Annotated in this window: 18 protein-coding genes and 6 pseudogenes; 14 read left to right on the top strand and 10 right to left on the bottom strand. The window is 56.7% G+C overall.

Going from position 1 to position 24,657, the window contains the following annotated elements:
• Nucleotides 1–599 (bottom strand): annotated as a pseudogene (locus tag ENGE1_RS27330) (IS3 family transposase); the annotation flags it as partial.
• Between the two features lie 60 nt (nucleotides 600–659).
• A pseudogene (locus tag ENGE1_RS28985) lies at nucleotides 660–1,383 on the bottom strand (integrase core domain-containing protein); the annotation flags it as partial.
• Here ENGE1_RS28985 and ENGE1_RS29285 point away from each other — a divergent pair.
• Nucleotides 1,379–1,672 (top strand): annotated as a pseudogene (locus tag ENGE1_RS29285) (integrase core domain-containing protein); the annotation flags it as partial. The pseudogenes ENGE1_RS28985 and ENGE1_RS29285 sit on opposite strands and share 5 nt — an antisense overlap.
• 154 nt (nucleotides 1,673–1,826) lie before the next feature.
• Here ENGE1_RS29285 and ENGE1_RS22860 read toward each other — a convergent pair.
• Together ENGE1_RS22860 and ENGE1_RS22855 are read right to left on the bottom strand one after the other, a co-directional pair.
• On the bottom strand, nucleotides 1,827–2,897 hold the full coding sequence (locus tag ENGE1_RS22860; RefSeq protein ID WP_064357902.1) for a PDDEXK-like family protein: 1,071 nt from the start codon (nucleotides 2,895–2,897) through the stop codon (nucleotides 1,827–1,829).
• 412 nt (nucleotides 2,898–3,309) lie between these two features.
• Nucleotides 3,310–4,407, bottom strand: coding sequence for a LacI family DNA-binding transcriptional regulator (locus tag ENGE1_RS22855; RefSeq protein ID WP_003031960.1), 1,098 nt, complete (start codon nucleotides 4,405–4,407; stop codon nucleotides 3,310–3,312).
• A 230-nt stretch (nucleotides 4,408–4,637) separates the two neighbouring features.
• Here ENGE1_RS22855 and ENGE1_RS22850 point away from each other — a divergent pair, with 230 nt between their 5' ends.
• The 8 genes and pseudogenes from ENGE1_RS22850 to ENGE1_RS29530 all read left to right on the top strand — a co-directional run.
• Nucleotides 4,638–5,675: an SIS domain-containing protein gene (locus ENGE1_RS22850; RefSeq protein ID WP_064360776.1), complete on the top strand. Its 1,038-nt coding sequence runs from the start codon at nucleotides 4,638–4,640 to the stop codon at nucleotides 5,673–5,675.
• A gap of 5 nt (nucleotides 5,676–5,680) precedes the next feature.
• Nucleotides 5,681–6,511: a PfkB family carbohydrate kinase gene (locus tag ENGE1_RS22845; RefSeq protein ID WP_003031957.1), complete on the top strand. Its 831-nt coding sequence runs from the start codon at nucleotides 5,681–5,683 to the stop codon at nucleotides 6,509–6,511.
• A gap of 65 nt (nucleotides 6,512–6,576) precedes the next feature.
• The gene (locus ENGE1_RS22840) at nucleotides 6,577–7,332 is read left to right on the top strand and encodes an ABC transporter substrate-binding protein (protein WP_003031956.1); all 756 of its coding nucleotides are present in this window, start codon (nucleotides 6,577–6,579) and stop codon (nucleotides 7,330–7,332) included.
• Between the two features lie 43 nt (nucleotides 7,333–7,375).
• Nucleotides 7,376–8,038: an amino acid ABC transporter permease gene (locus ENGE1_RS22835; RefSeq protein WP_003031955.1), complete on the top strand. Its 663-nt coding sequence runs from the start codon at nucleotides 7,376–7,378 to the stop codon at nucleotides 8,036–8,038.
• Nucleotides 8,038–8,778, top strand: coding sequence for an amino acid ABC transporter ATP-binding protein (locus tag ENGE1_RS22830; protein ID WP_003031954.1), 741 nt, complete (start codon nucleotides 8,038–8,040; stop codon nucleotides 8,776–8,778). Before ENGE1_RS22835 ends, ENGE1_RS22830 begins: the two co-directional genes overlap by 1 nt.
• A 2-nt stretch (nucleotides 8,779–8,780) precedes the next feature.
• A complete protein-coding gene (locus ENGE1_RS22825; protein ID WP_255265523.1) occupies nucleotides 8,781–9,608 on the top strand; it encodes a sugar phosphate isomerase/epimerase family protein in 828 nt (275 codons plus the stop codon).
• 20 nt (nucleotides 9,609–9,628) lie between these two features.
• Entirely contained in the window at nucleotides 9,629–10,495 is an 867-nt protein-coding gene (locus tag ENGE1_RS22820) for a DMT family transporter (protein ID WP_016947509.1), read from the top strand.
• A 395-nt stretch (nucleotides 10,496–10,890) separates the two neighbouring features.
• Nucleotides 10,891–11,279: pseudogene (locus ENGE1_RS29530) on the top strand (IS3 family transposase); the annotation flags it as partial.
• A 148-nt stretch (nucleotides 11,280–11,427) separates the two neighbouring features.
• Here the strand turns inward: ENGE1_RS29530 and ENGE1_RS22815 are convergent.
• Complete coding sequence (locus tag ENGE1_RS22815; RefSeq protein ID WP_032693915.1) at nucleotides 11,428–12,504, bottom strand: LacI family DNA-binding transcriptional regulator; 1,077 nt, start codon at nucleotides 12,502–12,504, stop codon at nucleotides 11,428–11,430.
• 195 nt (nucleotides 12,505–12,699) lie between these two features.
• Between ENGE1_RS22815 and ENGE1_RS22810 the strand changes: the two genes are divergently transcribed.
• The 5 genes from ENGE1_RS22810 (at nucleotide 12,700) to ENGE1_RS22790 (ending at nucleotide 17,379) form a co-directional block, all read left to right on the top strand.
• Nucleotides 12,700–13,521 (top strand): ABC transporter substrate-binding protein, encoded by an 822-nt coding sequence (locus tag ENGE1_RS22810; protein ID WP_064360774.1) that lies wholly within the window; start codon nucleotides 12,700–12,702, stop codon nucleotides 13,519–13,521.
• 73 nt (nucleotides 13,522–13,594) lie between these two features.
• On the top strand, nucleotides 13,595–14,407 hold the full coding sequence (locus ENGE1_RS22805) for an amino acid ABC transporter permease (RefSeq protein WP_032693912.1): 813 nt from the start codon (nucleotides 13,595–13,597) through the stop codon (nucleotides 14,405–14,407).
• Nucleotide 14,408: 1 nt separating this feature from the next.
• The gene (locus tag ENGE1_RS22800) at nucleotides 14,409–15,155 is read left to right on the top strand and encodes an amino acid ABC transporter ATP-binding protein (RefSeq protein ID WP_032693911.1); all 747 of its coding nucleotides are present in this window, start codon (nucleotides 14,409–14,411) and stop codon (nucleotides 15,153–15,155) included.
• Nucleotides 15,155–16,228, top strand: a complete 1,074-nt coding sequence (locus tag ENGE1_RS22795) for a Gfo/Idh/MocA family protein (protein ID WP_064360773.1) — start codon at nucleotides 15,155–15,157, stop codon at nucleotides 16,226–16,228. The genes ENGE1_RS22800 and ENGE1_RS22795 overlap by 1 nt, the downstream gene beginning before the upstream one ends.
• A 32-nt stretch (nucleotides 16,229–16,260) precedes the next feature.
• Complete coding sequence (locus ENGE1_RS22790) at nucleotides 16,261–17,379, top strand: NAD(P)/FAD-dependent oxidoreductase (RefSeq protein ID WP_032693909.1); 1,119 nt, start codon at nucleotides 16,261–16,263, stop codon at nucleotides 17,377–17,379.
• Nucleotides 17,380–17,613: 234 nt separating this feature from the next.
• Here the strand turns inward: ENGE1_RS22790 and ENGE1_RS28680 are convergent.
• The 5 genes and pseudogenes from ENGE1_RS28680 to ENGE1_RS22770 all read right to left on the bottom strand — a co-directional run bounded on the left by ENGE1_RS28680 (nucleotide 17,614) and on the right by ENGE1_RS22770 (nucleotide 24,657).
• Nucleotides 17,614–18,749 (bottom strand): annotated as a pseudogene (locus ENGE1_RS28680) (IS3 family transposase).
• Between the two features lie 1,020 nt (nucleotides 18,750–19,769).
• A pseudogene (locus ENGE1_RS27300) lies at nucleotides 19,770–20,102 on the bottom strand (creatininase family protein); the annotation flags it as partial.
• 217 nt (nucleotides 20,103–20,319) lie between these two features.
• Nucleotides 20,320–22,053, bottom strand: a complete 1,734-nt coding sequence (locus tag ENGE1_RS22780; protein WP_004118832.1) for an ABC transporter ATP-binding protein — start codon at nucleotides 22,051–22,053, stop codon at nucleotides 20,320–20,322.
• A 7-nt stretch (nucleotides 22,054–22,060) separates the two neighbouring features.
• Complete coding sequence (locus ENGE1_RS22775; protein ID WP_004118225.1) at nucleotides 22,061–23,008, bottom strand: acetamidase/formamidase family protein; 948 nt, start codon at nucleotides 23,006–23,008, stop codon at nucleotides 22,061–22,063.
• 44 nt (nucleotides 23,009–23,052) lie between these two features.
• Complete coding sequence (locus tag ENGE1_RS22770; RefSeq protein WP_064360772.1) at nucleotides 23,053–24,657, bottom strand: ABC transporter substrate-binding protein; 1,605 nt, start codon at nucleotides 24,655–24,657, stop codon at nucleotides 23,053–23,055.

Below are 24,657 nucleotides of genomic sequence, written 5' to 3'. Positions count from 1 at the left end.
GCCATTATCACAGCTGAACCCGAAGCCGTCAGAGCACCACCGCTGGTTACTTTCCCCGACGGCCACTTTCCCTGTATGCGCCCGTTTCGAGGGCGGTATTGCAGGTTTACGCTCAAGCAGCAGCGCATTCTGACGCATGATCCGGTATATGCGTTTGGCATTGATAACGGCCATGTCGTCAGATTCAGATTGTCTGCGCAGCAGTGCCCATACCCGACGATAACCATAGGTGGGTAGAGCGCCGATAACGGTATGGATACGGGCCAGCACGTCAGTATCATCAGGCTTGCGCCTGCGTCGGCGATCCTGCCAGTTCTTCGTCCGACGGGCCATGGCATGCAGTTGCGCACGTGAGACCCGGAGGCAACGACTGACAAGGCTTATTCGCCATCCTCCGGCAACAAGGGCACGTGCGCTATCCACTTTTTTTGTCGGCCATATTCAACGGCTTCTTTTAGCAGCTCGTTTTCCATGGTTTTCTTGCCCAGCAGGCTCTGTAGCTCTTTAATTTGCTTCATCGCAGACGCCAGCTCCGATGCGGGTACAACTTGTTCTCCAGCAGCAACGGCGGTAAGGCTGCCTTCCTGATACTGCTTACGCCTGATCTTGACCCGCCGTTTCTGGACAGCTTTTGTATCTTAAATTAACGATGTGCACTGCTACAGTTGTTCCCTTTGAGAGTGATATCCCAGCGCGCTGTGCGGGTGTTTTTCATTGTTATGCTTGAATGCTGCTGCAAGGTTTCACAGTGCTGTTCTCAATCCTGTTTTGGCATGAACGCTATATAGTCTTCTTTCATCGTTTTCACGAACCTCCGCGTTTCATACGTGGTATACGCTGAACCGTTGTCCGTCAGCCACTGCACTGGTGTGTCCGGCAACATGTCGCCGATGCGCTTTCAGAATCACATCCCGCACCGTCGAACTGTCATAACCTCCCGTGATTGCTGCCCAGTCTATGCCCCCACGGTCGCAGAAGTCCAGCGCGAACGTGACCCGCAGTTTTTCACTCTTGTCGCAGACGAATTCTAAGCCATCTGAACACCTGAGCATCTCGCTTTCTGCTAACGTGATTTTGGCCTTATGTCTACACTTCGGTCGCTCTGGCTTGTCATGCAACAACAACAGGTTATGCTCGATCATTACCCTGTAAAGCCTTTGGCATTGACCGGGGGAGCCCCTCTGTGAGGCGTTGCTTACGCAGGATACCCCACACACGACGATAGCCGTAACTGGGCATATCGCTGATGATGTCGAGAATATCCGACAGTATTTCAGCGTCTGCTTCGTCATTACGCCGGTTACAGCGTCTGTCCTGCCAGTCGACAGAACGGTTAATTCGCAGTGACAGCTGCGCACGCGACACACCCATGGTGCGGCTGACCGATAACGGCAGTTGCTACGTAGCGGATGCGACAAGGACGTTCGCTGCTTCACTCGGGTTCATCGTGTGTACGACGCCAGTGCGTAGCCCGGAGAGCAATGGGATGGCTGAATCGTTCGTGAAAACGTTCAAGCGTGACTACGTGTATGTGAATGACCTGCCGGATGCGGTGACCGTAATGGAAAAACTGACAGAATGGATGGAAGACTATAATAACTGGCATCCCCATAAAGGACTGAAAATGCAGTCACCGAGAGAATACAGAAGCACATTACTAGCTATAAATTAACCGTGTCCGATTTAGCGGGGGCAACTCCACCTAACAGGATCCCGTTCATCTCAAAATTGGCGTTAGTGTTAGACATATATTCAAGCCTATCTCTTATCTGGAGATACAGCTACTGTCTGGTGTTTCAGGGGGCTACATCAAGTAAAAATGGCCGCTATCTCTCATGGCGCAGTTCAAATTCGTTCAACTGCTCTAACGCTTTCGCCACACTCTGGAACATCAGATGTTTTTCCTCATGCTTCTGTGACAGCCGAGAAACGAAGGTAAACACACTTCCGCTTCTCTCAGGCCAGCAGTCGTCATAAAGTGCAGGTATCAACATCTTTCTTGCTTGATGCTGCAATGCAGGAGTCGTCAGACTACAGATGTACGTTCGTACTTCAAACTGTCTTCCAGGTGTTTTGTCTAGAAAAAGTACCACATCAGATTCACTCACCCAGTGCGACAATCCGAAGCGCAGTGCCGGATAACCTTCCCAATGATTAAGTGCCGTTGTGACCTCATAACCACGATCAGAAAAGTGCTCTGTCAGAAACCGTAGGCCTTCCTCCTGAAGTGATTTCACCACAGCATTTTTCAGTAACACCGCTTCCTGAATATTACGCAAATTTTCGAGAACGAAGGTTTCTGTCTCTGCTGCAATCGTATTTTTACCCATCAGTGTCTCCAGATGTAGAATGAATTCGCGCAGCAAAACCTGCCATTTATTGAGCGGGGAAGAAATACATGCCATGCCGAGCCTGGGCGACAGAACAGAAATAAACATACTGTAGCTTATTCCTGTCCAACCGGCTGGAGCCAGTCCTTCCGGCGACAGAACCACCAGGAACGGTTTCTTATCTGGATGTTTTTGCTCCAGATACCCACTGTAATCATTGAAAGGATTGTTCAATTGGTGCCAGATTTTATTCTCCAACACCATGGCCCATTCTTTCGACTCAAGTAGCAAATCGATTCGAGTTCCTTTCTGGGTCATAACCTCACGGGCTGGTGGAGAGAGAAGTGATGCATCAACATGGGCTGGCAGGCATTCCAGAAGGGCCCCAATAACCAGTGTATTCAGTCCATGGGGCGCATCCGGATCAATAAAGAAAGCGAGTAAATCGCTGACAGGGTTTTCATAGTGTCCACGGGCACCAACCGAAAATATATTGGTCTCACTTTTTTCAGCAACAGGCAGTGATTTGAGGCGAGTCAGTAATTCTTCCAGAGCAGGCAGGTCCATTGGTTTCTCCGCAGCGGTTTTCCCTATACAGAAACATACCAACAAAAAGAGCCTTGGCATAGGGAGGCCTGTCTGCCCGCTGGCATTGGGTGCACGATAATTGCGGTGGATTTCAAAGTTAACAGCCCGCTTCGTGCTGTGAGCTCAACAGGTCGATGCAACTCTATCCTATTCCTTTCGCCGTATTAAAAGCCTCACACTCAGCGAATACAGAAAAACTATGCGTTTAAAAAAGAATGAATTATCTCCTTAGCGTGGTTTTTACACGATTGCCCCTCAAACCCCGATAACGGCTCCTGCGCAGTTATACGTCCTTCAACACCGACCTCTTCGCGACCCGGCACACGCGCTGGAAGGTGAACACATCGGCCAGGTAGTGAACACGCACCGGAGCTAAGCGTGTCGGAGATCGTTATCCTTTCACGTTCTCCGCGATCGTCGCCACCGACTCGCGCAGCTTCATCTCCACCTGATACGTTTGCCACGAGACAGGTAAATCTGTCTCACGTATGCGCCTGAAAAGCAGCTCGGCTGCATGTACGCCCATATGGTGAATCGGCTGCGCAACGGTGGAAATGCGCGGGGTGGTGAGCGTCAGCCAGTCGAGTTCGTCGAAGGCGAAGAAAGAGAGCTTTTGCGGCACAGCGATGCCGCGCTCACGCACCGCGCGCCAGGCGCCCTGGGTCATGACGTTATCCACCGCGAAAACTGCCGTGGGCGCGGCGGCGTCCAGCACAGCCAGTGTCTCTTCAAACGCGTGCTGGGCGCAATATTTGCCAGTGCGGCGGATTAAGGTTTTCTCCACCGCCACGCCCGCTTCATGGTGCGCTAGCAGGTAGCCGAGCAGGCGCGCGCCGCTTGAGTTAAGCCGGTCGGCGTTGATCGTCGAAAACTTCTCCGGCTCCAGCGCCAGTTGCGTATCGTAGTCCGAGCTTAACTCAGTGATGATGGCGATGCGACGATGGCCGCAGCTTAGCAGGTAGCGCGTAGCTTCGCGGCTGGCATGTACGTTGTCGATAAGCACCGCGTCGGCGGCCAGCGTCGGCAGCTTACGGTCGAGCAGCACCACCGGAATACCTTGGGCGATAGCCTGGTCTAGGTGGTGGCAATTGTTTATATCAGCAGGCGAGACGATAAGCCCGTCCACCTGTTTCTCCAGCAGAATGCGCACCGCCTCCTGCTCGCGCGGCACGTCTTCGTCGCTGCTGGTGATAAGCACGCCGAACTCGTGGCGACGGGCGATATCGCTGATGCCGCGCAACGCCTCGGCGAAAAAAGGGTTGCTGATGTCCGCGCCCACCACGCCGATGGTCTGGCTTTTGCCGGTGATCATCGCCCGCGCTACCTGGTTTGCCACATAACCCAGCTCTTCAGCAGCGCGTATGATTTTTTCACGCAGCTCCTCGCTGACATATCCGTAACCTCCCAGCGCCCGGCCAGCCGCCGCGGTGGAAACCCCCGCCTTGCGCGCCACGTCTTTCACGGTGATTCGGTTATTTTTTTTGTTCATAAGAAGTTTTGTCTGCTCCGCTTTTCAGTTCCCGGAGGTTATCGATTTCCGGCGAAATCATAAGAAAAAGATCATTGACAATTTTTCAACACCGGCGAATTATTCACCGTGTGATAACGTTCTCTCATTTTAGGATAATCCACCCGCTGCTGTAAATCACGGGTTTATTTTGCAGATGAACTGATAACGTTATCACATCCATTACAACCAAGACGGACAGGTAAACCAACATGACGCAAAACACCACAGTTTCACTGCCGCTGCGCCCGCTGGAAGCGGACTTCATCCCGACACTTGAGAAAGTGCTGGGACAGAAAAACGCCATCGCTGGCATCGCAGAGGCCGCCGCCTCCCGCCCGCTGAAAGATATCTATTTCGTCGGCTGCGGCGGCTCGTTCTCTTCTTCAGTGCATGCCCACGCCCTGCTCTGCCGCCACAGCAAAAAGCTACAGGCGTGGAACCTGAACGCGGCGGAGTTTATGGCGCAGCCCCCTGCCCGTCTGGGAGCGTCGTCGCTGGTGATCCTCTCATCGCACTCCGGCGCCACGCCGGAAACGGCGCAGGCGGCGCTCTTTGCGAAATCTTACGACGCGTATGTGGTCTCGCTAAGCCAAGAGCTGAACACGCCGCTCGCCAATACCGCCGACACCGCGCTGGTTTACTACAGCCCGCGTACCGTGACGCCGGGCAAACAGCTTCTGCTGCTGCAACTGGTGATTGAACTGCTGGAGCACGTGGATAACCTAGACGTCAGCGCCTGGCGCGACGCCCTGCCCGCCCTGCCTGCGGCGCTGCAACAGTACCTCGATAAACAAGAAGCCGTCGGCGACGCCATTGCGAAATCCATCGCTCAGGGCGGCGATATTTACGTGACCGCCGCTGGCGCTAACTACGGCGCGGCCTACACGCTTTCCTACTGTTATCTGATGGAGATGCAGTGGCGCAACGCCACCCCGGTGCTGGCGGGTGATTTCTGCCACGGCCCATTTGAGATGATTTTGCCGGGCGCACACCTGGTGGTGTTCCACGCCGATGACGACAGCCGCGCCATGACGCAGCGAGCCATCGACTTTGCCCGCCGCTATACCGAAAACGTCCATGTGTTTGACGCCGCTGGCTTTAGCCTGCCGGGCGCAGCGCCAGAAGTGAAAGCACACTTTGCCGCCATCGCGCTGGGCCTGATGGGCACGCGTCTTGCAGATCACCTGGAGCATCACACCGGCCACTCTCTCGATGACCGCCGTTACATGTACAAAGTGGAATATTGATAACTATGCGAATTTGTGGAGTGGGTGACAACGTGATTGACCGCTACCTGCACTGCGACCTGATGTTCGCGGGCGGCAACGCGCTTAACTTTGCGGTTTTTGGCCGCCAGGCCGGGGCGCAGGCCGCCTACCTCGGCATCACCGGCAACGATATTCCGGCGGGCGTGATTCGCCACGCGCTTTGCGCTGAAGGAGTAGACATCAGTCGCGTGCGGATCAACGAAAGCTTTAACGCGCTTTCGCAAATCGATATCGATGCCGACGGCAACCGCTTTTTCGTCGGTTCCGTGCCGCCGCCTTACCAGCTGCGGCTGAGCGAGGCGGACCTGGCGTGGCTTGCGGACTTCGACCTGCTGCACACCAGCGATTACAGCGGGCTGGAAGCACAGCTTCCCCAGCTTGCCGCCTGCGCGCCGCTCTCGTTCGACTTCGGTTCGCGCGACGACGCCTGGGCCGAGCCGCTGCTGCGCTGGGTGCAGGTCGCCACCTTTTCGCGCAGTGGCAGCGCGCCGCAGGCGATTGAAACGCTGATCGCCAACGCGCACGCGGCGGGTGTCGCCACCGTGCTGGTCACGCAGGGCGCGGACGGCGCGATTATCAGCCACCGGGGCGAACGCCACCGCCAGCCCGCGTTGCCGACGCAGATTGTCGACAGCCTCGGCGCGGGGGATGCATTTATCGCCACGCTGCTGGTGAAGCTTGGTCAGGGATCAACGCTTGCCGACGCAGCGAACGATGCGGCCCTTGCCTCGGCGAGGGTTTGCGAACGCCTCGGTGCATTCGGCAGCGGCGTGCCGCTAACGCCGCTACCGCAGGAGGCAAAACAACAACCGTAGTCGCAATGCTATAACGCACCGCCGCAGGCGGGCTGCAATCCAACCTTTTTTACGTGGAGCAAGACATGAAGATGAAAACCTTAGCCTGTTCAGTTGCGCTGCTGGCCGCAATCTCGCTTGCCTTACCCGCCGGGGCCGCCGAAAAGCTGGTGGTCGGCACCGAAGCCAACGGCATTCCCATCTCCTTTCTGAACCCGAAAACCCATGAGCTGGACGGCTTTATGCTGGATATCGCCCGCCAGGCCGCAAAGCACGCGGGTTATGAGGTGGAGTTTAAAGCGATGGATTTCTCAGCGCTTATTCCGGCGCTGCGCACCGGCAAGATAGACCTTATCGCCACCGGCATGTATATCACCGAGCCGCGCAAGAAAGTGATCGATTTCACCACGCCTGTGTATAGCTACGGCGAAGGGATGATCGTGCGTAAAGAGGACACTAAAGACTACACCTCCTTTAAAGAGTTGCCTGGTGCGGTAGTGGGCGCGCAGATGGGCACGATTTTTATCGAGCCCCTTAAGCAGGCCAACATCTTCAAGGATGTGAAAGCTTACGACACCCTCACCGGCATCATGAAAGACGTGAACGCCGGGCGCATCAAAGCGGGCTTTGGCGATACCCCTTCCATGGCCTATTACCTCTCGCTTGGCGAATATCCCAACGTGCGGCTGGTGAAGAGCTACAAGCCGGTACTGCCAGGCTCGCTCGGGCTTGGCGTGCGTAAGGACGAAGAGCAGCAGTTGGCGAAGCTTAACGAAGCTATCGCCACCATGCAGAGCAACGGCGAGATTACGGCGCTGCTGGAAAAGTGGAAGCTTAATTAAAACAAGGGGGCGTAGCCCCTGATACCCCGTGACAGGAACTGCGATGAACGACTTTTTTACCTTCAGCGCCACCGCCCTCCCCATCCTGGTGGAGGGGGTGAAATACACGGTACTGGTTACCTTTTGTTCGCTTATCCTCTCGACCCTGCTCGGGCTGACGTGGGCGCTGATGCGTCTATCGGCCCACCGTCCGCTGCGCCTGGTGAGCGGTGCGGTGGTTAACGTGCTGCGCGGCATCCCGATGCTGGTTCAGCTTTTCTATATCTACTTTGTACTGCCCGATATCGGTATCGAAATGTCGGCGCTGACTGCCGCCATTATCGGCCTCGGCATCGCCTATTCAGTTTACCAGGCGGAGGATTTTCGCGCCGGCATTCAGGCTATCGACAAGGGGCAGATCGAGGCGGCGCAGACGCTTGGCATGTCTAAGCGCCTGATGATGCGCCGCGTTATCCTGCCGCAGGCCATCAAGATTATCTGGCCCTCATACGGCAACACCATGGTGATGATGCTCAAGGACAGTTCGCTCGCCTCCACCATCACCGTGGCGGAACTTTCCCTGCAAGGGAAGCTGCTCGCCTCGGCGACATTTCAGAACACCACCGTTTTCACGCTGGTCGCCCTGCTCTATCTGGTAATGTGCTGGCCGCTGATGTGGCTGTGCCGCCGGGTGGAACACGCCATGAACAAGCGTCGGAGCCACTGATGATTGAATATCGCAATGTCCATAAAAGTTACGGTGCGGTACACGTGCTGAACGGCATCAACCTGACCATCAACCGCCAGGAGGTGGTTTGCATCATCGGCCCTTCAGGCTCCGGCAAGTCGACCCTGTTGCGCTGCATCAACGGGCTTGAGAACTACCAGAGCGGCGAGATTATTTTCGACGGCGTGCAGGTGGACGGCAGCGAGCGCGCGCTAAGTCAGGTGCGCGGCGAGGTGGCGATGGTCTTCCAGCGCTTTAACCTCTTCCCGCACCGCACGGTGCTGGAGAACGTCACCGAAGGGCCGATTTACGTCAAAGGCGAGCGCCCCGGCCCCGCGCGGGAATATGGCATGGAGCTGCTTAAACAGGTGGGGATGGACCACAAGGCGCATTCATACCCGCAGGATCTTTCCGGCGGCCAGCAGCAACGCGTGGCGATAGCCCGCGCGCTCGCGATGCGCCCGCGAGCCATTTTGTTCGACGAACCCACCTCGGCGCTCGACCCGGAGCTGGTGGGCGATGTGCTGAAAGTGATGCGCGAGCTGGCGAATCAGGGCAGGACGATGGTGGTGGTGACCCACGAAATCGCCTTCGCCCGCGAAGTGGCCGACCGCGTGGTGTTTATCGACGGCGGTGTGGTGACCGAAGAAGGCCCGGCGCGCCAGGTGCTGACCAACCCTTCCCACCCGCGCACCCGCGAGTTTTTACAACGTGTACTCAACCCCATCAGCGAGGAATAATGATGCTTAACGCCAGCCATATCTGCGCCACCAACTTTACCTATTCGCACTACCGGCTGAACCATTGCCTGGACGATGTCGCCGCGCTCGGCGTGCAGTGGTTTGAACTATGGGGCGTTGCGCCGCACCTGCATATCGACACCGTGCAGGAAGCGGACCTGCAGGCGCTCAGGCGGGAACTGGCGGAGCGCGAGCTTAAGCTCGCCTGTTTCACGCCGGAGCAGTGCGTCTACCCGGTTAATATCGCCGCCGAAAACCCGCTGCAGCGGGAGTACAGCATTAACTATTTCCGCCGCAGCCTGGAGATATGCGAAAGCCTTGAGTCGCCTCTACTGTTTATGACGCCAGGCTGGGGTTATGAAGAGGATAAGCCCGCGGAGGCGCGCAGCCGCGCGGTGGACGCCCTGGCGCAACTGGCGCACCTCGCGGAAAGCCGTGGCGTGACGCTGGTGCTGGAAGTGTTGCAGCCGCGCGAAAGCAACCTCGCCAGCACCGTGCATGAGCTGGCGTCTCTGGTTAACGAAGTCAGTTCGCCTGCGCTCGACGCGGCGCTGGATATCGTCGGCATGGCGGTGGGCGGCGACAGCGTGACCGATTACCTCAACGCCTTTGGGCCAAAACTGCGCCACTGCCATTTTATCGACGGAACCTCTGCGGGCCATCTGGCGCTCGGCGACGGCAACCTGCCGCTGAAAAGCTACCTCAGCGCCCTTCGTGAAGGTGGCTATAACGGTCTGCTGTCGCTTGAGATAGCCGGTGGGCGCTACTGGCAGGAGCCGCTAGAGCCGATGCGCCAGAGCATTACGTTCCTGCGTGACGCGCTCGCATGATAGCGCGAAGCGGCGCGGCCATGCTGCCTGCACGCAAAAGCGAGAGCCTGCTGTTGCTGGTAACGCTCTGTGCCGGGGCAGGCTGGATCTTCTCTAAAGAGGCACTTGGCGCGCTGCCTCCGGTCTTTTTTATCGCCGTGCGCTTTCTGGCGGGCGGTCTGCTGCTGGGCCTGGCGGTGCCCGCAGCCGACCGACGCGAATGGCGGCGCAGCCTGTGGCCAGCCTTCGCCATCGGCAGCCTGATTTGCGGCTCGATGATGTGCTGGATTGTGGCGCTGCATCTTACCACCGCGCTGGGCGTTGGCGCGTTTCTCACCTGCCTCGGGCCGCTGTTGGTGCCGTTCGCAGGATGGCTGCTGTTCCGCCAGGCGCTGTCGAAGCGCATCGGGCTCGCCATGCTGCTCGCCCTACCCGGCATTGCGCTGCTGGTGGGTAACAGCTTTCTCCAGTGGCGGTTCGAGGCGGGCCAGTTCTGGTTTTTTGGTGCGGCGGCGATTTTCGCCTTTTACTTCAGCCTGAATAATCGCTTCGCCACCGACCATCCGGTGGTGCTATTCGCCGCCATGCAGATGATCGCGGTGGGCCTGCTGGCGTTGCCGGTGAGCCTGTGGCTGGAGCCGTGGCCTGGCGAGCTCAACGCGGCTGGTTGGACATGGCTTGCGCTCAGCATTCTCATTCCCACCTGCTTGCGCTTCTTTTTGCAAAACTATGCGCAGCGGCTAGCCTATACGCCCAACGGAGGGCTCATCATGCTGATGGAGCCAGTGTGGGCGGCCATTTTCTCGGCGCTATGGTATGGCGAAGTGATGACTCTGTCGCAGGTGGGCGGCGCGCTGCTTATCCTGCTGGCGCTGACGGTCGCCAGAGAGGGGCACGTCAGCGCCTGACCCTCGCCTGCGGGCGAGGGTCAGGCGGCATTTCCGTTCATATAGACGGTACGACTCAGCGTTACCGGACAGGTATCCTGACAGCTCCGGGTACCGTCCGTGAACGCAGTTTCACTGGCGTCACCCCGTCCCGGGACACGTTCATACCAATATGGAACTGCGCCGCGGCAGACCTCTCCCAGTCGGCACGGGGTCGGAATACATCTCTCCCAGACTGTTATATGCCCTGGATGAAATCGTAAATAACTGCCCGGTATTGTCACTATCACGTCGCTGTTGAACCGTTTCCCTTCCAGCTCCATCATAAAGGGGGCAGTTTGAATATCGAAAATTATTGTCAGTCAAGGTTATTTTTTTGACCTTCCCACTTTAGCGGGCCTCAGTTGACGAAACCTTGGCGCAAGAAATACGGCGGGATTTATCCTTCGGAGCTGAAATACATGCGGCAGCCTGAGGAAGAGAATCTCAGGTTGAAGAAACTGGTTGCCGATCTGAGCCTCAACAAGGCCATGCTGCAGGATGTGCTGGCAAAAAAGAACTGACGCTGGCGCGTCTGCACGAATGGGGCCGAGACCTGCAGGCACGCTACGGAACCAGTGAGAGGCAGGTCTGTTTTTCGCTACGAGTCAGCCGCAGATCTTTCCGCTACCGTTCTGTAGCAGTAGACGACAGTGCGTTGCGCCTCCGTATCAGGGAGAACACCGAAACCCGGGTTAACTATGGCTACCGCAGGGTTCACGTCATGCTCAGGCGGGATAATCACAAACGCATTTACCGACTCTACTATATCTATGTGATGCTCACCTTGCTTTCTTCGTATCTCTATGGTGCGCATCAAGGAACAAAACTCTGCAATTCACTATAGGGCCACCATTTATGGCGCCCCAAAAAATAGCTGACTGGAATTATCACAAACCCGTATCGGCACAATATCACCCAGCGGATGAATTTCCCCCTACCGAGCCGCGCACTACCATCCAGCTATCAAACGTAGGTAAGGTGCCGGCGGATTGCTTGCGGATTTGGCAAATCAATCGGCGCGCGGCTTCGCGTCCCATTTCATATACCGGCTGGGCGACCACAGTCAGCGGCGGTGACATCAGCTCGGTCCAGGGAAAATCATCGTACATCAGAAAAGAGATATCTTCGGGTACGCGCAGGCCACGTTTGGTCAGACCACGCAGGATGCCTATCGCAATCAGGTTGTCCGAGGCAATCAGCGCGCTCGGTGGCTCGGCGAGCGCAAGTAGTTCAGTCAGTATCTGCTCAATGGTGGCTTCGCTGAGTGCATTAAGCCGAATGAGCGCCGGATCCAGCTCCCTACCCGCGGCCCGGTAGGCGTCAATCATTCCGCTAACACGTTGCGCAACCGGCGTTGGGCCCAACGTGATGGTCGGCGAATAAGGTGTAGCGCAGCGCATGCTGGAGATATAAGCAATACGTTGATGCCCGGCCGCCAGTAACAGCTCCGTGGCCTGTTTAGCCACTGTAACAAAGTTCGCCTGGACGGTCTCCACCTCCATCCCTTGAACTGCCCGGTCAAACATCATTAATGAACGCCCTTCTGCCAGCACCTGGCGAAGATGTTCGTTATCCTCAAACAGTGAGCTGCACGGCGCGACGATGATGCCATCGACGCGCTTATCCAGCATCACGCGCACGGCCTCCCGCTCCTCGTCCAGAGTTTCATCGCTGTTGCTCAGCAGCAAGTGAAATCCCGCCTGTCGCGCAACGTCCGCCATTCCGCGCAGCGCGAGGCCAAAATGCGGGTTTTCAATGTCGCCGACAATTACCCCAATGGTATTAGATCGGCCGGTGTTCATACTGCGGGCCAACTCGTTCGGCCTGTATCCCAGCACTTCAGCTGCCTGATTCACCCGGGTCTGCACGTCATCACTCACTGAACCATATCCGCCCAAGGCACGTGCCGCCTGAGCCTTGGAAACATTGGCTTCGCGGGCGACGTCGGCGACGGTTGGGCTTCGTAAACGAGCATTTTCATTGGTCATAATTATTTAGAATCACAAGTTGATAACAACATTATTGACGCTGCTGACAGCGTGTGCTTAATATCAATACATCCAAATGAGACCGGTCTCAACGCCAAGATCTGTCTTATTTTACACCTCGTTGAGACCGGTCTCAATAATTATAAACCGGCTTGGCGAACTCTGAAGTTTCACCTGCAAAAACGGAAGAGCCTTATGACATCGCACAAACGCTTCAATCATCTGACCGCTGCTCTGTTCGGCTCAGCTATGCTGGCTTCAGCCTGCTGGAGTGCATACGCCGCTAATGACAGCAATCCCTGGGGTTTGATCGAACCCGGTCATCTACGTGTAGCCAGCCTGGGAGACTCGAAGCCCTACACTTTCACCGATAAAAACGGCAATTTTACTGGTTTTGATGTCGAATTCTTCAAAAACGTGGCACATCGCATGGGTATTGAACAGGTGGACTTTATCGGTCAGGATTTTTCCGCCATCCTGCCGGCTGTGGCAAATGGTCAGTATGATGCCGGTGTCGCCGCCATTGGAATCACGCCGCTACGTGAAAAAACAGTCGACTTCTCTACTGGCTATCTCGCGGGCTATCTAACTGTGCTGACCCGCAGTGATTCAGGCGTGAAGAACGTTGAAACCCTGGCGCATAAACGAGTTGGGGTGATTCAGGGCACACTGCAGGAGAACTATGCGCTGCAGCATTTCAAACAGTCCGATCTGGTGCGTTTCCCCGATAACAACGCAGCGGTGTCCGCGCTAAACAACGGCACGCTCGATGCCATGTTCCTCGACTACGAAGCGGCCAAAGATTATACCACCCGCTTCAGGCTGGTCACGGCGGCGAACATCCCTTCTTTTGACACACCTGCGGGCGTCGCCATCGCCAAAGGTAAGCCTGAGTTCAAAGCTGCGCTGGATAAAGCCATCAAAGCAGCGATGCAGGATGGAACCTGGAAACAGCTGTACCAGAAATGGTTCCCTGGTTCGCCAATGCCGCAACAGTATCTGCCCGGTGGCCAATAACCCTGCGCATCATTATGCGTGAGACTGCATCCGTTGACGGCACATGTCCGTCACCCGCAACCGAGAATCGGCTATGGATCTGATCACTATTCTTTCCCGTACGTTTTTTGATATTCCATCGATGATGGACGTCCTGCCTCAGCTGCTGGCAACCGGACTGGTTAACACCATCATTATCTCTGTAGCAGCCACCGTGCTGGGCACGCTATTCGGCCTTATACTGGCGCTGATGGGCATCTCGCCCTCCCGCTGGCTGCGCGTGCCCGCGCGGCTGTATACCGATCTGTTTCGGGGCTTGCCATCCATCCTCACCATTTTGTTGATTGGTCAGGGCCTGGCGCGGTTTAGCTATCAGCTGTTTGGCCCTACTCCTTATCCGCTGGGCATTTTTGCCCTGAGCCTGATTGCCAGCGCTTACATGGGCGAAATTTTCCGCTCCGGTATTCAGAGCGTGGAACAGGGGCAGATGGAAGCGTGCCGGGCACTGGGAATGAGCTATGGCCGGGCGATGCGCCTGGTGATCATTCCGCAAGGCATCCGCCGCGTATTACCTGCGATTGTCAATCAGTTCATCGCCATCATCAAAGACTCGTCGCTGGTTTATCTGCTGGGCCTGATGACCGGTCAGCGTGAGCTGTTCCGGGTCGGTCAGGATGCTGCCGTGCTGAGCGGCAACCTGTCTCCACTGATGCTGGCCGGGCTGTTCTATCTGGTGATCACCGTGCCGCTCACCCACGCCGTGAACTATATCGACATCCGCTACCGTACCGGACGGCGTCGCGCCACTGCGCCACAAAGCGGCCTGAAGGAGCTCGATGAAGTGCAGCAAAAGCGCAATGTGGTTCCGGCGGTCTCGGTCTCCCTTACCAGCGAGCAAGGACATTAATATGGCTATACCTTCTGCGTTTCACGGCGCGAGCCTGGAGCTGTGCAATCTGACCCTGGCGTACGGCCCGATTGAGGTGCTGCGTAATGTGTCGCTGAGCATCGAACCTGGCACCACCACCTGCATCATCGGTCCCTCGGGATCGGGAAAATCCACCTTACTGCGTGGCATCAATCGCCTGCATGAGCCGAAGAAAGGGGATGTATTACTGGCCGGGCGATCTGTCCTGAAGGATAAGCCCGATTCGCTACGGTTGAGGATTGGCATGGTATTTCAGCATTTCAACCTTTTTCCCGATCATAGCGCGCTGGAAAACGTGGCGCTGGCACCGTGGAAAGTGAAAGGCCTCCCGAAAGCCGAGGCTCTGGAGATTGCCCGCCAGCGGCTGGCCGAAGTTGGCCTTGCTCAGCGAGCCGATCACCGTCCGCGCGACCTCTCGGGTGGCCAGCAACAGCGGGTGGCGATAGCACGTGCGCTGGCGATGGAGCCGGAAGTGATGCTGTTCGATGAAGCAACCTCGGCACTCGATCCTGAGCTGGTGAAAGGTGTTCTGACGCTAATGGCTGATTTGTGCCAGCGAGGCATGACCATGGTGGTAGTGACGCATGAGATGGGCTTCGCCCGGCGCGTGGCAGACCAGGTAGTGTTTATGGATGAAGGCGAGATTGTAGAAGCCGGCACACCAGAACAAATCTTTGACCGCCCGCAATCTGCACGCCTGCAGCGTTTTCTGTCGGAGGTACTGTGATGCCACATCAACAGGTTAGAGGCCCAATCCGCACGGCTCTGGTGGGTTTTGGCGTCGCCGGCAGCGTGTTTCATGCGCCGCTGATTACCCCTAACACCGACTATCGTCTCGACGTCATCGTCACTGGCGATGCCCAACGCGTAGCGACGGCGCAGCAACGTTACCCACAGGCGTGGGTGCTGCCGGACTGGCCGGCGTTGCTTAAGGCAATTGATGGCGGCGAGATTAGCATCGATCTCATCGTGCTGGCCACGCCGCCGGCGCAACATGCGGAGCAGGCTGTGCAGGCCAGCCAGCGTGCTATCCATCTGGTGGTGGATAAGCCGTTTGCAGCAGATGTACAAGCGGCCGAAATGATGATCGCCGCAGCGCAGCAGGCTAATACCTTGCTCACCGTTTTTCATAACCGACGCTGGGACGGTGACTTTCTGACATTACAGCGCCTGGTAAAACAGGAAGCCTTTGGCACCGTAAGAAGTTTTGAGTCGCGTTTCGAGTGGTGGCGACCGCAGGGATTTGGCAACTGGCGTGACAGCGTCACTCTTGCGCAGGGCGGCGGTTTGTTGCTGGATCTCGGAAGCCATTTGATTGACCAGGCCATGCAGCTATTTGGCCCGGTAGTCCACGCCACGGCGGAGCTGGCACGCCATTCCGGGCCTCAGCCGGACAGTGACGAAGACAGTTTCGTCTCATTGCTGCATCACAACGGGGTGCGTTCCCGGCTGTGGATGAATGGTCAGGCGGCATTGAATGCGCCGCGCTTCCACCTGCTGGGCAGCAAAGGCGCTTTCACCCACTGGGGGCTGGATAATCAGGAGCCGCAGCTGGCGGCTGGCATGTCGCCCACCGATAGCCAGTACGGCGTCACGCCGGCAGGTAATTTTGCCCGGGCCGGCACGGTCGGGGCAACCACAACGGTGCCCATTGAACGTGGCCACTACCCCGCTTTCTATCAGCTGTTAGCCCACGCGCTGTTACACGGCGGGCCGCCGCCGGTTGATGCACGTGAAGCGCTCAGTGTTTTACAGCTTATTGAGCAACTCCATCGGCAGCATCGCGTACGTATTGCCTGAGGGCGAACATTTTTTAACAGAAGGAATAAATGATGTCTGACAAAACCGTGGCAAAAACCGTCATCGTGCTGGGTGGCGGCATTCTCGGAGTCTCAACCGCCTGGCAGCTGGCGCAGGCGGGCGCGCAAGTCACACTGGTGACGGAAGCGGCGCTCTGCTCAGGCGCCACCGGCCGTTCCCTCTCCTGGCTCAACTCAGCTGGTGAGCGTTCGCAGCCTTATCATGCGCTGCGGATGGCGGGTATTGACCGCTATCGCACGCTATTTGCCCGCCATCCACAGCTTGACTGGCTGCGTTTCGATGGTGCTATTTACTGGGCCGCAGACGATGTCGCGGGCACCAAAGCGCGTCATGACTATGAAAAAGCGCAGGGCTACGACTCAAAGCTGATCAATCACGCCACGGTCGGTGATGTCGATGCGCAGGTGAATCCGGCCAGCCTGAGTCAGGTCGCGATTGCAAATCTGGGTGAAGGCTGGGTCAGTCTGCCGCATCTGGTTGAGCATCTGATGCAGGCATTTCGTGCGCTGGGCGGAGAAGTCGTTGAGCACGCTGGTAAAGCCAGCGTGATAACCAAAGACGGCCGGGCCAGCGGCATTCGCAGTGAAAAATTCGGTGAGCTGCAGGCCGATCAGGTACTGGTGGCGTGTGGCCCGTGGACGCCGGAAGTGGTTGCCCCACTCGGTGTGAAGATACCCAATAGCTCTCCGGTCTCAATGCTGGTGACCAGCCAACCCTGCGATCACGCACTCCAGGTGGTCTTGAATACACCACGCGCTGCGGTCCGCCCTAACCCTGGCAACACTATCGCCGTCGATCATGACTGGTATGAAGAGCATATCGTCGCTCAGGCTGACGGGCAGTACAGCATTGATACATCTGTCATTAACCAGTTGATGGCGGAAGCGGGTAGCCTGATAGGTGACGGCGAGCCGTTAACAGCCAACAGTTGGAAAATTGGTCTGAAGCCCATTCCAGGAGATGGCGAACCAGTGGTCGGCGAGTTGCAGAACGTTCCCGGCTGTTTTGTCGTTTTCACCCATTCCGGCGCCACGCTGGCGTTAATCCTCGGCGAGATACTGACGCAGGAGATACTCACCGGCGTCAAACACCCGATGCTGGCGACCTTCCGCCCGGAAAGATTTAGCTAACATTATTGCCAGCGCCACGATGTCGGTGGCGCTGAATACACTCCCTTTTGCCTGTCACACACCGCTCATTTCCCCGATATAATCTATGAGCGGACATTTACTGCAGACTACTTAATATTTTCATCATTTTAAACATAACATCACTGTTGTAAATCAATTACCTACCAAAGTATAACATCCCATCAGGTCTAAACTAGTTAACTTAATTTAGCTACTTGAATCGCCACGAATAATCTAGATACTTCTGAGCCGTCGATAATATTGATTTTCAAATTCCGTCGGTGGCATCTGATCACTCGAACCATGCCGACGCTTACTGTTATAAAACATTTCGATGTAATCAAAAATATCGCTGCGGGCTTCTTCCCGCGTTCTATAGATCTTTTTCTTTATCCGTTCACGCTTCAGCAACTGGAACAAGCTTTCTGCAACCGCATTATCGTGGCAGTTACCGCGACGGCTCATGCTGCCCTCCAGGCCGTGTGATTTAAGGAACGACTGCCACTCATGGCTTGTGTACTGACTGCCCTGATCAGAGTGAACCAGCACCTGTTTTTGGGGATTACGCCGCCATACAGCCATCAGCAATGCGTTCAGGACAATGGCCTTTGTCATCCGGGATTGCATTGACCAGCCGATAATTTTGCGTGAGAACAGATCAACAACCACGGCAAGATACAGCCAGCCTTCGTGGGTCCTGATGTAGGTGATGTCCGTTACCCAACGTTCATCCGGAGCATCCGGATTGAACTGTCGCTGGAGCCTGTTGGGCGACACGATACTGGCCTCGCCTTTACGTGCTCGCGGGCTCCGGTATCCGACCTGAGCCTTTATCCCGGCACGTTTCATCAGTCGCCAGACTCTGTTGACTCCGCACTGTTGCCCGCTGTCCCGCAGATCCAGATGGATCTTGCGATAACCATAGACGCATCCCGATTCCAGTCAGAACTGTTTAATCTGTCCTGTCAGTCTCCGGTCTGCCTGATGGCGTTGTGAATGCGGCTACTGAAGCCAGGAGTAAAAGCCACTGGGATAAACATCCAGCACCCGACAGAGCAGGCGAACAGGCCAGCAACAGGTGTTGTCACGGATAAAGGCGTACCTCAGTCGGACAGCTTTGCGAAGTACTTTTAATATGTCCCGTTCGTCGGTAACCCGCTTCAGCTTTTTCTGGAGACGCGGATCTCAACCTGAGCATCTGACTGTTCTTTATTAGTGGAAGAATCCGGACCGTACTTCTTTATCCAGGCGTAAAGGCTGTGGGTGGTGATATCAAGACGTGTTGCAACGCTGGAAACAGAATAACCACGATCAACAACCTGTTTGACTGCTTCAATTTTAAACTCTTCGGGATAACGCTTACCGCTCATAGGCACCTCTCTTTAAGTCATCTTAAATGACTCCGAGGTGTCAGTTAAACCCGTGGCGATTCAAAAAATTGCAGAGCTGATTACTGTTTAGTTAATGCTCCCGTCCCATTTATCTGGTGTGCTCTTGAAGGCCAGATCTCTTTGATATCCACCCTCTTACTGACAGATTCTCATTTTTCCACATCAATTAAGGTGACATTTCTAACTGGCTGAATCAGGTGGCATTTTAAGCTTGCAATAACAACATATGTAGTAGCTAACTTGAGATGTACGTCTCGGGGGAAGCCCTTGTTGATGTTCCCTTGGATTGTTATCTAGATTGATGGCTATGAGGATCGAGGTCCGGCCTGCATGCTGCTAGTTATATCTTAACCGGAAGCGGGTTTCATCCGGAACCGTAGCCCCTGGACTGAACATCAGGCCCGGACTGGCGAGCAGTGCGCAGCCAGTCTTCTGAATGCCGCTTTGCGGCATGGAAGCGCCAGATGAGGTTACATGCGTCTGTGGAGTCAAATGGCGCCGAAAGCCCGACGTAGCCGGTTACCGGACTATAAATTCTGCCCGTTTGCCCCCTGTCCTGGTTAGCTCTACCCCGCTATCTCGCCCTTTCGGGCGAGGTGTAGTCAAGGACACTCCGGTCCGGCGCTGGTTTGATCGCCGGGTTTTAAGGGATGTGGTGATATACGGATCCGTCTCCTATCTTCCGAATCTCGCGTAAGCGTTAACGTCAACCAACGCATCACTAGGGCTACGTCACTTGTGGCTCGTTGATGTTATGAGGTTGCCGTGTCTTCTGCGCTTTCCCCCTCCAACCCCACTAGGACAACTTCCCGCTGGGGCTTGTACGTCAGCATTGTGCTGATTGGCGCGAATCTGCGCGCCCCCATTACGAGCCTCGGGCCGGTTCTTCCCGATATTCAACGCGCCTTACACCTCGGAGGTCTTGGGGCGGAAGCAGCTGGCACCGACGGCAAACATCTCCAATTCAATGCGCAGCTGGCGACAAACCATTTCCATCAATTAGGGCTGGCCGCCTTGTGAATTCCAGAAAACGATCTTGCGAATACCTGTGCGCCAGGCGCTTTTAGCCATTTCAAAACACACTTTCCCCAGAACATCATATGGCAACGAAAGTGTGTCAGGGTAAGCTAGGTGTTCGTCAGATTTACCTACAGGCAAAGTGGCCAACACCAGCATCGGTAAATTGGCAGGTAGTAATTCTACAGCTCGCTCAATAATGCTGGCATTAATGGCAGCAAACACCCGAACCGGCAGATGAGCTCCGTGTTGTTCTACGGCGCAAATAGGTAGTACGGCGACGATATTCGCCATATCCAGTTTACTGAATTCCCGCGTGGTGAGATCACACCACTAGGGAGAAGACGGTTTAAGCATGTTTACCTCCGGTTTTGTCTAACAATAAAAGATACGGTACGTTGCATTTAGGGCATTTTAGACCGGCTCTATGTCCTGCTATGTGCTAACTTTTCCAGTTTAATGGCCTCTCGTCGAGTTGTGTGGCAACAGTGTTGCCACCGGCGGAAATCCGCCGGTTTGAATGCTTTTTTGTTCAGCAGGCGACGAGGTGCCCGTCGCCAAAATCGGTAAAGCGCTGCGGTACTCTCTGATAGCCGATGGGTTTGATCGGTTCTGGTCTTATCGGCATTGCGCTGGTGGCTCGGGGTTGCCGTCTTTGCTGAACGTCAGGTATAGGAACGGCGCTGAGCAAGTGCTGAGTATAAGGATGCTGCGGATGGTGCAACACTCGATCTCGTGGGCCGATCTCCACGAGCTGGCCGCCAAACATCACCGCTACCCGGTGGCAGATGCGCTCCACCACCGCCATATCATGGGAAATAAACAGATAGCTGAGCCGATAGCGCTGACGCAAATCTTCCAGCAGCGTCAGCACCTGCGCCTGTACTGAAACATCCAGCGCGGAAACCGATTCATCGGCGATGATCACTTTCGGGTTCAGCGCCAGCGCGCGGGCAATACAAATGCGCTGGCGCTGGCCGCCGGAAAACTGGTGCGGATAACGCCGCATCGCTTCCGCTGGCAGGCCGACCTGCTGCAATAGCTGCGCCACCCGCTCCGTGCGCTGTACTGCGGGCATCTGCTCATGAATCAGCAGCGGCTCCCCAACCAGGTCGAAAATAGTTTTGCGCGGATTGAGCGCCGCCCAGGGATCCTGAAACACCATCTGCAAATCGCGGCGTACCGCTCTTAACGCCTCGTCCTTCAGGCCGTGCAGCTCCTGTCCGTTAAGCTGCGCGCTGCCGCTAAATGGCACCATATTCATCAGCGCTTTTGCCGTCGTCGATTTACCGCAGCCGCTTTCACCGACGATGCCCAACGTCTCGCCGGGGAAAAGATCGAAGCTGACGCCATCGACGGCATGGACTTCGCGACGCACGCGCAGGCCGTCGCCGCGCACCGGAAAGCGCACGCTGAGGTCGCGGACGCTGAGCAACGGTCGCGTCGCCTCGACCGGCGCCAGCGCGGGCGCCTGGCCCAGCACCGGTACCGCCTGCAACAGCTGGCGGGTATAAGCCGCCTGCGGCGAGGTAAACAGCGTTTTAGCCGGAGCCTGCTCCATTATTTTGCCGTGACTCATGACCAGCACATCATCGGCCATTTCTGCCACCACTCCCATATCGTGGGTGATCAACAGCAGGCTGGTGGAAAACGCCTGCTGCAGTTCGCGCATCAACTCGAGGATCTGCGCCTGAATAGTGACGTCGAGGGCCGTGGTCGGCTCATCGGCAATCAGCACCTGTGGCTGGCACAGCATTGCCATGGCGATCATCACCCGCTGGCGCATACCGCCGGAAAGCTCGTGCGGATACTGTTGCAGGCGCTTCTCCACATGACTGATTTTGACCGCGTCCAGCATCGTGCTGACCCGGCTGCGCCGTTCACGGCGGCCCAGCACTTCGTGGCGTTGCAGCGTCTCTTCCAGCTGCTGGCCCACCGTCATCAGCGGATTGAGCGAGGTCATCGGTTCCTGAAAAATCATGGCAACCGACTTGCCGCGCAGCAGCTGCATTTGCCGCTCCGGTAGGCTGAGCAAATCCTGGTTATCAAAAATAATCGCGCCGCCTGGAATCTGTGCCTCCTCCGGAAGCAAACCCATGATCGCCAGCGAAGTCAGCGATTTACCGCTGCCCGACTCGCCGGCAATGCACAGAGTTTTTCCCGGCCAGAGCGCAAAGCTGACGTCATCCACCACCCGCTGTGTACCAAACTGGATCGACAGGCGCTCGACCGAGAGCAGCGGCGCCGGAAATAGGACTGCTGACATAACGCTCCTAATTAAACACGCTGTTGGGAAAATAGAACGACACCACCCAGTTAGGCCGATCGACGATTTCGCTGATGCGCAGATCGCCGCACACGGAGCAGAGCATATAGGCCTCTTCCGCCGACATCCCTTGTTCGCGGCACAGCGCATCGATGGTATAGCTTACCGCGTCGCGGGCGGCGGTCATCAGGTCAGGGCCAATGCCGGTGAAGGCGCTGTAGCCGTGCCGATCCAGATGTTGGGTCACTGGGCCAGGGGTGGCGAAACGCGGCGTTTTCAGCGGCATATCTTTAACTACTTCCAGCTTCACCACCACGTCCATCGCGCTTTCAATCGCCGTGCCGCAGACTTCACCATCGCCCTGCGCGGCGTGGGTGTCACCAATAGAAAACAACGCGCCTTCTACTTCCACCGGTAGCCATAATGTGCAGCCAGCGGCCAGATCGCGAATATCCAGATTGCCGCCCACGCGGCGCGGCGGCACCACCGAATGATGGCCCGCGGCGGCGGGAGCGACGCCGAGGGTACCGGCGAAGGGTTTCAGCGGTACGCGGCCATATCGGCCAAAGGCGCAGGGGGTTAAGCCCTGGCGGTCATATTGCCACAGCGTCAGCGCCGGATCAGAAAACTGATCGGCCAGCAGGCCAAAGCCCGGGATATTCGCAGTCCAGCCAAAGCCGCTGGGACGAAAGGATTCCAGCGTCACCTTTAGCGCATCGCCCGGCTGAGCGCCTTCCACATAGACCGGGCCACTGACCGGGTTGAGCTTATCAAACGGCAGCGTTGGGATATCCGCTGCGGTAGAACCGGCGTTGAACCAGCCGTTAGCCGCATCCAGGCAGTGAAACTCCAGTTGGCTGCCGGAAGCTACGTGCAGGACCGGGCTCAGGCTGTTATCCCAGCCGAAATGATGTTGAGCATGATGAATGGTCTTCACCAGACAATTTTGGCACATCCTGACTCTCCTTTAAGCAGCGGCGCCGTCCCGGCGCCATCAAATTATTTCAGTCCGATATAGTCGTAGTTGACTGGTACATGCACTGGATCGACATACAGCGCGTCCTCGCCCCCCATGCGTGCGGAATGTACGGTGTAGCGCTTCTCGTTGAATACCGGCACCCAGGGCGCGTCATCCATTGCAGTGATGAAGATTTTGCGCCAGGCTTCAATGCGCGCGTCCTGCTGGTCGGGTTTCACCATGCTGTCCGCCGCGGCCGCCTGCGCGTCCAGCGCTTTGTTGCAGTAGCGCGCCCAGTTCCAGCCGCCCTCTACCGCCCCGGCGCAGCCGAGGATCGGGCCATAGAAGTTGGAGGGATCCGGGAAATCGGCGATCCACGCCATGCCGCCGGACCAGACCATCGGCGCTTGGCTGGCGGAGCCGCCCGCCGCAATCACATTCGCCTGCGCCAGGGATTTGATGCTGGCGTGGATGCCCACTTTGGCCAGATCCTGCTGGATAGACTGGGCGATACGCGGCTGCGGATCGGTATTCATCACGTACAGTTCGGTAGCAAAACCGTTGGGGAAACCCGCTTCGCTGAGCAGTTGCTTCGCTTTTGCCGGGTCGTAGCTGAAACCCTGATATGCCTTGTCATAACCGGGCATGGCGGGTGGCAGTGGCTGGTTGGCCGGCGCCGCGCGTCCATTAATGATGCGCACGATGCGATCTTTGTTGACCGCCATGTTCACCGCCTGGCGGACTTTGAGATTATCGTAAGGCGGCAGCGTGGTTTTCATCGTCACGTAGCCGGTCTGCAACTGGTCGCCGGTGACCATCAGGCCCTTATAGGCCGGGTTGTTTTTAAACGACAGAAACTGTGCGGGTGGTACGCCGTCGCCGGCAATATCCACTTCGCCTTTTTCCAGCCGCAGCAGAGCGACCGAGGGATCCTGTCCCATTTCGAACTTTATGTGATCCAGCCGCGGCACGCCGGCTTTAAAGTAGTTCGGGTTTTTGCGGAAGATCAGCTCCTGGCCCAGCTTCCACTCCTGGAGCTCAAACGCGCCGCTGCCGACCGGATGCTTGCCGAAGTCGGCGCCCCATTTCTCCACCTCCTCACGGGGAACCACCGAGGCAAAGTTCAGCGCCAGCACATGCAGGAAGGTGGCGTTGGGCTCTTTCAGAGTGATTTTTACCGTATGATCGTCGACGACCTCGATACCGCTCAGGGTCGTGCTTTTACCGCTGGCCTCCTCGTCATAGCCCGCGATGGGACTGAAGAACCCGGCGCCCGGACTTTGGGTTTTCGGGTTGACTGTGCGTTCCAGAGAATATTTCACGTCCGCCGCCGTGACCTCGCGGCCGTTGTGGAATTTCACCCCTTTGCGTAGCACAAAGGTGTAGACCTTGCCGTCCTCGGAAATGGCGTAGCTCTCCGCCAGGTCGTTCACCAACTCGGTGGTGCCGGGACGATAGTCCATCAGGCCGTCGAACAGGCTTTTGATCATCGACCAGTTTTGCCAGTCATAGCCAATGGCCGGATCGAGGGTCGCCACGTCGTTCTGGTAGGTCACCACGATATCGCCGCCGGTCTTCTCGTCAGCCTGCGCGCCATAAGAGAAACAGGCCGCGGCCACCGCCATTGTCAATAACGCATTTTTCAT

The organism is Pluralibacter gergoviae ATCC 33028 = NBRC 105706 (assembly GCF_001598855.1).
Lineage (GTDB): Bacteria > Pseudomonadota > Gammaproteobacteria > Enterobacterales > Enterobacteriaceae > Pluralibacter > Pluralibacter gergoviae.
Note: the sequence above shows the minus strand (reverse complement) of the source record. Positions and strands in the feature narration are given on the sequence as shown.

Bases quoted from the DNA above. Each gene is read 5' to 3' on its own strand.
- ENGE1_RS22855 (WP_003031960.1), bottom strand. From the start codon at position 4,407: ATGAACAAAAAAAATAACCGAATCACCGTGAAAGACGTGGCGCGCAAG.
- ENGE1_RS22775 (WP_004118225.1), bottom strand. From the start codon at position 23,008: ATGTGCCAAAATTGTCTGGTGAAGACCATTCATCATGCTCAACATCAT.
- ENGE1_RS22800 (WP_032693911.1), top strand. From the start codon at position 14,409: ATGGCTATACCTTCTGCGTTTCACGGCGCGAGCCTGGAGCTGTGCAAT.
- ENGE1_RS22840 (WP_003031956.1), top strand. From the start codon at position 6,577: ATGAAGATGAAAACCTTAGCCTGTTCAGTTGCGCTGCTGGCCGCAATC.
- ENGE1_RS22790 (WP_032693909.1), top strand. From the start codon at position 16,261: ATGTCTGACAAAACCGTGGCAAAAACCGTCATCGTGCTGGGTGGCGGC.
- ENGE1_RS22805 (WP_032693912.1), top strand. From the start codon at position 13,595: ATGGATCTGATCACTATTCTTTCCCGTACGTTTTTTGATATTCCATCG.
- ENGE1_RS22795 (WP_064360773.1), top strand. From the start codon at position 15,155: ATGCCACATCAACAGGTTAGAGGCCCAATCCGCACGGCTCTGGTGGGT.
- ENGE1_RS22825 (WP_255265523.1), top strand. From the start codon at position 8,781: ATGCTTAACGCCAGCCATATCTGCGCCACCAACTTTACCTATTCGCAC.
- ENGE1_RS22820 (WP_016947509.1), top strand. From the start codon at position 9,629: ATGCTGCCTGCACGCAAAAGCGAGAGCCTGCTGTTGCTGGTAACGCTC.
- ENGE1_RS22845 (WP_003031957.1), top strand. From the start codon at position 5,681: ATGCGAATTTGTGGAGTGGGTGACAACGTGATTGACCGCTACCTGCAC.
- ENGE1_RS22835 (WP_003031955.1), top strand. From the start codon at position 7,376: ATGAACGACTTTTTTACCTTCAGCGCCACCGCCCTCCCCATCCTGGTG.
- ENGE1_RS22850 (WP_064360776.1), top strand. From the start codon at position 4,638: ATGACGCAAAACACCACAGTTTCACTGCCGCTGCGCCCGCTGGAAGCG.
- ENGE1_RS22860 (WP_064357902.1), bottom strand. From the start codon at position 2,897: ATGGACCTGCCTGCTCTGGAAGAATTACTGACTCGCCTCAAATCACTG.
- ENGE1_RS22830 (WP_003031954.1), top strand. From the start codon at position 8,038: ATGATTGAATATCGCAATGTCCATAAAAGTTACGGTGCGGTACACGTG.
- ENGE1_RS22810 (WP_064360774.1), top strand. From the start codon at position 12,700: ATGACATCGCACAAACGCTTCAATCATCTGACCGCTGCTCTGTTCGGC.
- ENGE1_RS22770 (WP_064360772.1), bottom strand. From the start codon at position 24,657: ATGAAAAATGCGTTATTGACAATGGCGGTGGCCGCGGCCTGTTTCTCT.
- ENGE1_RS22815 (WP_032693915.1), bottom strand. From the start codon at position 12,504: ATGACCAATGAAAATGCTCGTTTACGAAGCCCAACCGTCGCCGACGTC.
- ENGE1_RS22780 (WP_004118832.1), bottom strand. From the start codon at position 22,053: ATGTCAGCAGTCCTATTTCCGGCGCCGCTGCTCTCGGTCGAGCGCCTG.